3 protein-coding genes are annotated in these 9,247 nt (G+C 76.5%); all 3 read right to left on the bottom strand.

Annotated features, from left to right (window positions below; translation table 11 throughout):
* Positions 1-4: 4 nt before the first annotated feature.
* The 3 genes from IEZ07_RS27085 to IEZ07_RS27075 are packed head-to-tail and all read right to left on the bottom strand — an operon-like array spanning position 5 to position 9,163.
* Positions 5-208 (bottom strand): MbtH family protein, encoded by a 204-nt coding sequence (locus IEZ07_RS27085; RefSeq protein WP_230881929.1) that lies wholly within the window; start codon positions 206-208, stop codon positions 5-7.
* Positions 205-5,673 carry a type I polyketide synthase gene (locus tag IEZ07_RS27080; protein ID WP_191897352.1) on the bottom strand — a complete coding sequence of 1,823 codons (5,469 nt, stop codon included), beginning with the start codon at positions 5,671-5,673 and terminating at the stop codon, positions 205-207. The genes IEZ07_RS27085 and IEZ07_RS27080 overlap by 4 nt, the downstream gene beginning before the upstream one ends.
* Positions 5,663-9,163 carry a non-ribosomal peptide synthetase gene (locus tag IEZ07_RS27075; RefSeq protein ID WP_191897351.1) on the bottom strand — a complete coding sequence of 1,167 codons (3,501 nt, stop codon included), beginning with the start codon at positions 9,161-9,163 and terminating at the stop codon, positions 5,663-5,665. Before IEZ07_RS27075 ends, IEZ07_RS27080 begins: the two co-directional genes overlap by 11 nt.
* Positions 9,164-9,247: the final 84 nt, after the last annotated feature.

Below are 9,247 nucleotides of genomic sequence, written 5' to 3'. Positions count from 1 at the left end.
CCCGTCACCCGCCCTGGCGCAGGCTGAGCGGGCGCATGTCGGTCCACACCGTCTCGATGTGGTCCAGGCACTCCTGCCGGGTCCCGCGGAAACCGGCGTCGTGCCAGCCGGCGGGGAGGTCCCGCCCCTCGGCCCAGATCGAGTACTGCTCCTCGTCGTTGCGCACGACCAGGTAGGGGTGGTCGGTCATGGTTCCTGCCTCGTTCATCTGCGGTCCAGCTTGGGGATGGTGGTGGCCGGGCGTGACTGCCCGGCGTCGCCGCCGGCGGCCCGCAGCCGCTCGACGACGACCGCGAGCTCGGCCACGGTCGGAGCCTCGAACAGGCTGCGCATCGGCAGCTTCACGCCGACGGCCTTGCGCAGGGCGGAGACGAGCTGCACCGCGATCAGCGAGTTGCCGCCGAGCTCGAAGAAGTCGTCGTCGACGCCGACTCCCGGCACGCCGAGGCCGTCGCTCCACACCCGTGCGATGGTCGCCTCCAGCTCGTTGCGGGGCGCGGCGCGCTCGTCCCCGGCCGCCTCGGTCCCGGGGCGCTCCTCCGCCCCGGCGTCGCCCGCGACGGCGTCGGCGGTCCTGGCCCTGGCCCGTTCGGCGAGCTCGGCCACCGGCAGCGGGTTGATCACGACCTGCGGGCCGAGGCGCGCGGCCAGCACCCGGCGGAACGCCTCGGCGCCGTCCACGGGGGCGATCCCGCCCTCGGCCGGGGAGTCCGGGGACGCCGCCGCGGCGGTCCCCCCGGTCGCGGCACCGGTCGCGGCACCGGGGGCGGGGGCGGGGGCGGGGGCGGGGGCGGGGGCGGGGGCGGCGAGGTCGCCGGTGACCGCGTCGCGGTTCACCCGGCGCAGCGTGAAGTCGCCGATCTCCACCAGCACCCGGCCGTCCTCGCCGAACAGCGTCAGGTCCGCCGAGACCACGTCGTCACCGCCGTCGGCGTAGCGCAGGTGGCTCCAGAACCGCGCGGGCAGCGCCCCGCGGACCAGCACCCTGCCGTAGGAGAGCGGCAGGTAGCTGCCCTCGCCGCGCCCCTCGCCGAACGCGGTCGCCACGTCGAGCAGCGCCGGGTGCAGCACCCAGCGGTCCAGATCGGCCAGGGCGGCCTCGGGCGCGACGATCCGGGCGAGTTCCTCGTCCGGGCCCACGTGGTGCTCGGCCAGCGCGTCCCAGCGGGGGCCGAAGCTGAGCATGCTGGTGCGTCCGGTCCCGGCTCCGGCCCCGGGTCCGGTCCCGCGCGCGGAGCCCGGCCGGCAGCGGGCCGCGATCGGCCGGGCGTCCGCCTCCTCGGCCGGGGCGGGGCGCACCCAGGCGGCCGAGCCGCGCACGTGCGCGGCGGAGCGGCCCGCCGTACGGCTCACCACCCGGAAGTCGGCGCCGCCGTCCGGTGAGGCGGTCAGCTCCACCCGGTACTGCGCGGTGCTCCCGTCCGGGACGGAGAACGGCTCCAGGAACGCCACGTCCCGCAGTTCCACGACGTGGTCGGCGTCCGGGGCGGGCAGGCACGCGGCCACGGCGGCCCGGACCGACTCCAGGTGGCCGGTGCCGGGCACCACCGGGACCTCGCCGATGCGGTGCTCGTCGAGCAGCCAGTGCGTGGCGGCGGACACCAGGCCGTGGCACCCGGTCTCCCCGTCCGGGCCGGTCACCCGGGTGGACAGGACCGGGTGGTCCAGCGGTTCGGCGACCCCGCCGCGGGCGGCGCGGAACCCGTCGGGCGCGGACACCTCGACGGCCATGCCGACCTCGGTCCAGCCGCCCCAGTTCTGCGAGACGACGGGCGCGCGCCAGCCGTGGGCGCCGCGGGCGTAGGCGTCGAGGAAGCCGTTGGCCGCGCAGTAGTCGACCTGCCCGAGGCCGCCGACCACCGAGGTCACCGAGGAGCAGAGCGCCACCCAGTCGAGCGGAAGGTCGCCGAAGGCCTGCGCCAGGGCGAGGGTTCCCGCGATCTTGGGTGCCAGCACGGCGGTGGCCGCGGCGCGGTCCTTCACCTCGGCCATGCCGCCGCCGGGCAGGCCTGCGGCGTGCACGATGCCGTCCAGCCCGCCGAACTCGGCGTCGATCCGCTCGCGCACCGCGGCCAGCTCCGCCGGGTCGGTGACGTCCGCGGTCAGCACGAGCACCCGGGCCCCGGCCTGCTCCATCCGCCGGATCGCGAGGATGGCCCGGCCCGTCCTGTCGGTGCCGCCGTGCACCGCCAGGTGGGCGTCCCACTCCTCACGCGGCGGCAGGCCGCCGCGGCTGAGCAGCGCCAGCCGGGCGCGGGCGCGGTGCGCGAAGTCCTCGGCGAGGGTGATGCCGATGCCGCCGGTGCCGCCGGTGATCAGGTACCGGCCCTCCTCGCGGACCACCGTGCCGCTCGCGGTCTCCGCGTCCAGGGACACCTGGGTGTGGTCGGTGACCCAGCGGCGGCCGGCGCGCAGCGTCACCTCCGGCTCGTCGGCGGGCCGCAGCAGCTCGGCGACGAGGTCGGCCGTCCGCGCGGCGCCTGCCTGCGGGTCGGCGTCGATGTGGCGGACGGTCAGGCCGGGCAGTTCCAGCGGGACCACCCTGACGATGCCGGCGAGGGTGGCGTGTTCGGGGCGGGTCAGGTCGCCCTGGGCGTCCGAGGTGCCCGACGACACCACGTCGAGGTGGACCCCTTCGGCCGCCCCGGCGCCGGCCAGGGCCTGGACCAGGCTCAGCACGCTGAAGAAGCCCCGCTCCTGCGCCTCCCAGGTGGCGGCGATCCCGCCGTCCGCGGGCGGGCCGTCCAGCGCCAGGGCGTGCACGATCCTGGCGGGGACGCCGCCGGCGAGCAGCGCCTCGTGGTCGCCGGCTCCGGCCGTCCGCACGGTGGCGCCCCGGGCGCGCAGCTCCGCGACGAGCTCGTCCCCGCGGGGCCCGTCGGCCAGCACCAGGCAGTCGCCGAGGTCGGTCCGCCGGGGGTCCGGGGCGGCCTGGCGCCAGGTGGGCACCGCGAACCAGTCGGCCAGCGGCAGCGGGCCGGCCGGTTCACGGTGCCGGACCGGACCGGCGGCCTGGTCGGCCGGGTCGGCGTCGATCCAGTAGCTCCGGCGCTCGAACGGGTAGGCCGGCAGCGGCACCCGGCGGCCCGCCGCGCCGAAGCCCCCGGTCAGCGGCACTCCGGCGGCCCACAGCGTGCCCGCCGCGTCGTAGAGGGTGGCGGCGTCCCCGGTCCGCTCGCCGGGCCCGGGCAGGCTGGGCAGCGGCGCGGGCGCGCCCTTGGGCAGCTGCATCCTGGCCAGGCCGGCCAGCTGCCGTCCGGGCCCGCACTCCACCAGCAGCGGCGGCGTGTCGCCGTACGCGGCGTACAGCCCGGCGACGCAGGCGCCGAACCTGACCGGCTGCCGCAGGTGGTCCGCCCAGTACGCCGGGTCCGTCGCCTGCTCGGCGGTGATGGGCCGCCCGGTGACGTTGGACCAGAACGGCAGGCGCGGGGCGTGCCGCGGCACCGAGGCGACCAGCGCGGTGAACTCCGCGAGGATCGGCTCCATCATCGGCGAGTGGAACGCGTGCGACGTGCGCAGGGCCTTGCAGCCCACCTTCTCGGCCTTCAGCGTCTCGGCGAACGCCTCGATCGCGTCCGCGGGACCGGCCACCACGCAGGTGCCGGGACCGTTGACGGTCGCCACCGACACCCCGTCCGGCAGCCGGCCGGCCAGCTCCGACTCGTCCCGCTGGACGGCGAGCATCGCGCCCGGCGGCATGGACTGCATCAGCGCGCCGCGGGCGGCGACCAGCCGCACCGCGTCGGCCAGGGTGAAGACCCCGGCGACGGTCGCGGCGACGTACTCGCCGATGGAGTGGCCGATCATCTCGGCCGGCCGTACTCCCCAGCTCTGCCACAGCCGGGCCAGCGCGTACTCCACCGTGAACAGCGCCGGCTGGGTGTAGCACGTCCGCCGGAGCGTCTCCTCGGCGTCGGGCGCGCCGCCGAACATAAGCTCGCGCAGGTCGAGGCCGAGGTGCTCGGTGAGCAGGCCCGCGCACTCGTCGACGGCGGCGGCGAACACCGGTTCCGTCCGGTACGGCTCCGCGCCCATGCCGGCGTACTGCGCGCCCTGCCCGGAGAACAGGAAGGCCACCGCCGGGGAGGAGGCGCCGGCCTCTCCCCTGCGCCGGCGTCTGCGGTCCCGCAGCGCGGCGACGGCGTCGGCCCGGTCGGTGGCCGCCACCGCGGCCCGGTGCGGGTACTCCGTCCGGCCCGCCCGCAGCGTGTGGGCCACGTCGGCGAGGTCGAGGTCCTCGTGGGCCGTCAGGTGCTCGGCGAGCCGCTCCACCGCCTTGTCCAGCGCGGTCGCGGTCCTGGCGGACACCTGCAGCAGGTGCGCGGGCCGCGGGGGGCGGGTGCCGGCCTCGACGCGGGGCGCCTCCTCCAGGACCACGTGCGCGTTGGTCCCGCCGATGCCGAAGGAGCTCACCGCGGCGCGCCGCGGGCCGCCGTCCGTCTCCCACTTGCTGAGCGTGGACGCCACGTAGAACGGGGTGTCGTCGAAGTCGATCGCCGGGTTGGGGCGCTCGTAGTTGATCGTCGGCGGGATCAGCCCGTTCTCCAGGGCCAGCACCGCCTTGATCAGGCTGATGATGCCCGCGGCCTGGCTGAGGTGGCCGATGTTGGACTTCACCGAGCCGATGCCGCACCAGCCGCGGTCCCGCGTGTGCCGCGTGTAGACCGTGGACAGCGCGGTGACCTCGATCGGGTCGCCCATCGCGGTGCCGGTGCCGTGCGCCTCGACGTAGCCGATCGTGCGCGGGTCGATCGCGGCGACCCCGAGCGCCTGCGCGACCGCGGCGGCCTGCCCGTCGACGCTGGGGGCGGAGAAGCCGACCTTGCCGGCGCCGTCGTTGTTGATCGCGTTGCCGCGTACCACCGCGCGGATGTGGTCGCCGTCGGCGAGGGCGTCCTCGAGCCGCTTGAGGACGGCGACGCCGACGCCGCTGCCCCAGACGGTGCCGTTCGCGTCGGCGTCGAACGGCCGGCAGTGGCCGTCGGGCGAGGTGAACCCCTCCACCCCGATGTATCCGGTGGCCGGCGGGTGCTCCACGTTCACCCCGCCCGCCAGGGCCATGTCGCACTCGCCGTTGCGCAGCGCCTCGCAGGCGAGGTGGAGCGCGACCAGCGAGGTGGAGCAGGCGGTGTGCAGGGTCAGGCTGGGCCCGCGCAGGTTCAGCCGGTACGACACGGTGGTGGCCACGTAGTTCGGCGAGTTGGCGGTGGCGAGCCCGATGCCGTGGCGGGTGTCCCACACCCGCCTGTTGCGGGCGAGGTTCTCCCAGAGGTACTGGTTGCCTCCGGTGCCCGCGTAGACGCCGATGGCGCCGTCGTAGCGCGCCGGGTCGGTCCCGGAGTCGTTCAGCGCGGCGTAGCACGACTCCAGGAACAGCCGGTGCTGCGGGTTGAGGATCTCCGCCTCCCGCGCGGTCAGGCCGAACAGCCCGGCGTCGAACTGGTCGTACCCCTCCACGTAGGGCGCCTTCGACACCCAGCTCGGGTCGTCCACGTCCTCCTCGGGGACCCCGCGGGCGATCTGCTCCTCGCGGGTGAATTCGGTGATCGATTCGACGCCGTCGACCAGGTTGCGCCAGAACTCGCCGATGTCGGCCGCGCCCGGCACCCGGGCGGCCATCCCCACGATCGCGATGGGTTCGACGCCTTCGTCGTTGACGTCACTGATCATGGTCGTTCTCCTGTCCGGTGGTGCTGTGGACGCGTCGTGCGCGTCGGGTGCGGTTGCGCCGCGCCTCGGCTCGCGAGATCGCGCGGGCGAGTTCGGAGTCGCCGTCCGGGGGGTCGCCCGCGGAACCGCCCGCCCGGGCGTCGAGGTGGGCGGCGAGGGAGCGGACGTTCGGATGGCGGAACAGGTCCACCATCCGCAGCTCGCCGCCGAGCCGGGCGCGCAGCCGGGCGTGCACGGCGGCGAGGGCCAGCGAGTGGCCGCCGATGTCGAAGAAGTTGTCGCCGGGGCCGACGCCGTCCCGTTCCAGGACCTCGCACCAGATCTCGGTGATCAGCCTCTCGGTGGCGGCCGACCCGATCCCCCGGCTCCCGGGCGGCGCCGCGACCGGATCGGCGACCCGCATGGCGCCGGGCGCGCCGTCCGGCGTGACCCGTGCGGGCAGGGCGACCTCGCCCACCGGGACGGCCGGGTCGGCGGCCAGCGCGCCGACCGTGTCCACGTAGTCGGCGAGCATCGCGCCGACCCTGGCGGCGTCGAACAGGTCGGGGTTGTAGACGACCTCCACGGAGAACCCGCCGTCCCGCTCCGCCACGTACACGGTCAGGTCGAACGGCGACCCCGGCTTGTCCACCTCGATCGTCTCGCTGCTCAGCCCGGGCAGGTCCAGCCGGGGCTCGGCGAGGTTCAGCACGTTGAACACGACCTGCACCAGCGGGGCGCGGGAGGGGTCCCTGGGGATGCCGAGCTCCTCGACCACGCGCTCCAGCGGCGCGGCCGGGTGCGCGGCGGCGTCCAGCAGCTCGCGGGCGCACCGCCGTACCTGGGTGGCGAAGTCGTCGCGCCGGTCCGGCCGGAGCCGGAGCGGGACCATGTCGACGAAGAACCCGACCAGGTCGCCGAAGGCGGCCACCCTCCGGTCGGCGACGACCGCGCCGATCACGTGGTCGGCCCTGCCGGTGAGCCTGCGGAGCAGCTGGCCGAGGCCGGCCAGCAGCACCCCCGCCGGAGTCACCCCGAGGTCGGCGGCGAGCGCGCGGACCGCGGCGCCGGCGGCCGGCGGCAGGAGCACGCGGGCCTCGGCGCCGCGGTAGGTCTGCACGGCCGGGCGGGGCCGGTCGCGGGGCAGGTCCAGCACGGTGGGCGCGCCGGCCAGGTGCCCGGTCCACCAGGCCAGGTCCGCGTCGCCGTCGCGGCGGTCCCGCCCGGCCCGCCAGACCGCGTAGTCGGCGTACGACGCCCGCAGCGGCGCCAGGTCCACCGGCCGGCCGGTGGCGGCGCTCGCGTAGGCGGCGGACAGGTCGGTGTAGAGCGTGTCCCGGGACCAGCCGTCGAACACCGCGTGGTGCAGGGTCAGCGCCAGCACGTGCTCGCCGGGGCCCAGCGCGTACAGCCGCGCCCTCCAGGGCGGGCCGTCCGCCAGGTCGAACGGCTCGGCCGCACCGGCCGCCAGCCGGGCGCGCAGCTGCGCCGCGCCGTGTCCGGTCAGGTCCACCACGGTCAGGTCCACGTCGGACGGCGGCTCGCAGACGGCGTACGGCACACCGGACTCCTGCCGGATCCGCCAGCGCAGCACCTCGTGGCGCTCGGCGACGGCCCGCAGCGCCGCCCGCAGCGCCGGCACGTCCAGGGGCCCGCGCAGCCGTTCGGCGAGGGCGATGTTGTACGGCGCGGCCTCGGGCGCCAGCTGGTCCAGGAACCACAGGCGGCGCTGCGGCGGAGCCAGGGTCGGCGGGTTGCCGGAGGTGAGCTCCGGCCCCGTCCGCCGAGCGGCCTTGTCGAACCGTGCGGCGATCTCCCGCAGGGTACGGCCGGCGAACACGTCCTCCACCGACACGTCCAGGCCCAGTTCGTCGCGGGCGGCGGCGACCAGCCGCATCGCGGTGATCGAGTCGCCTCCGCTCGCGAAGAAGTCGGCACCGACGCCGAGGCGCCGCCACACCGCCGCGAGCGCCCGTTCGGTGGGCGTCTCCCCCTCCGCCAGGTCGCCGGCCGGGCGTCCTTGCGCGGCCAGCTCCCGCAGCCTGGCCCTGTCCACCTTGCCGGAGGGGTTGAGCGGCAGCTCGGGCAGGCGCAGCACGCGTCCCGGCAGCATCGCCGCGGTGAGCCGCGCGGCCGCGTACCCCGGATCGGCGGGGGCGGCCTCCGGCGTGAGGAACGCGACCAGTTCCAGGTCGCCGCCAGGTCTCGGGACCGCCTCCACGGCCGCCCGCGCCACGTCCGGATGCTCCTCCAGGACGGACTCGACCTCGCCGAGCTCGATCCGCTGACCGCGGATCTTGACCTGTCCGTCGCGGCGGCCCAGGTAGACGAGCCGCCCGTCGTCGGCGTACCGCACGATGTCGCCGGTCCGGTAGAGCCGCGCGCCCGCCTCGCCGGAGAACGGGTCGGGCACGAACGCCTCGGCGGTCAGCGCGGGCCTGCCCAGGTAGCCGCGGGCCACGCCGGGGCCGCCGATCAGCAGCTCGCCCTCGGCGCCGGGTCCGACCGGGCGGAGCCGGTCGTCGACGACGTGGCAGCGGTGGCCGGGCGTCGGGTGGCCGATCGGCACCGGCGTGGCCTGCGGCGCGGTCAGGTCGCCGGTGACGGCCAGCACCGTGGTCTCGGTGGGCCCGTAGGAGTCGATGAACCGGCGGCCCGGCGTCGCCCACCGGTCGACCAGCGCGGGCGGCACCGCGTCGCCGCCGCACATCACCAGGCGCCAGTCGGGCAGTGCGGCGGGGTCGAGCAGGGACAGCACGGCCGGGGTGACGAACCCCCAGGTGACCCGGTGCCCGGCGATGAAGCGCTGCAGCCTGGCCGGGTCGGCGCGGTCGGCGGCACCGGCCAGCTGCACCGCGCCGCCCACGCTCAGCGGCACGAACAGGTCGATGACGGAGGCGTCGAACCCGAAGGACGCGATCCCCAGCGCGCGGGTGGTCCGGTCGGCTCCGGTGCTCGCGGCGCACGAGACGACGAAGTCGGCCAGGTTGCGGTGGGTGACGAGCACGCCCTTGGGCCAGCCGGTGGAGCCGGAGGTGTACAGCACGTAGGCGAGGTTGTCCGGCGCGGCCGGGCAGGCGGGCACCGCGGACAGGTCGACCGCTTCGGCCGGGCCGGGTACGGCGACGCACCGCAGGCCCGCCTCGCCGGCCGCCTCCGCTCCCGCCCGGTCCGCCACCACGATCTCCAGACCGGCGTCGGCGGCCGTGTCCCTCAGGCGCAGCCGCGGACCGGCCGGATCCAGCGGCACGTAGCAGCCGCCGGACAGCAGCACGCCGAGGATCGCGACCGCCGCGGCGGGCCGCCGCTCCACGCAGAGCCCGACCCGGCTCTCCGGCCCGACGCCGAGCGCGCCGAGCCGGGCGGCGAGCGCCGCGGCGCGGCCGACCAGCTCGCGGTATGTGATCTTCTCGTCCCACTGGGCGACCGCAACCGCGTCCGGCACGGCGCGGGCCCGCGCCGTGATGAGGTCGGCGACGGTCGCCTCGGGAGGGGGCAGGTGGTCGTTCATCGCACACCGCCTGGGGTGTCGGGGTCGGTGATCTGCAGACGGAGCTCGCTGAAGTAGCGGTTGCCCGCGTGGTCGGGGACCCAG

This window comes from Planomonospora parontospora (assembly GCA_014647935.1).
In the GTDB taxonomy this organism is placed as follows: Bacteria; Actinomycetota; Actinomycetes; order Streptosporangiales; family Streptosporangiaceae; genus Planomonospora; species Planomonospora parontospora.
This window is presented reverse-complemented; position numbering and strand designations above follow the sequence as displayed.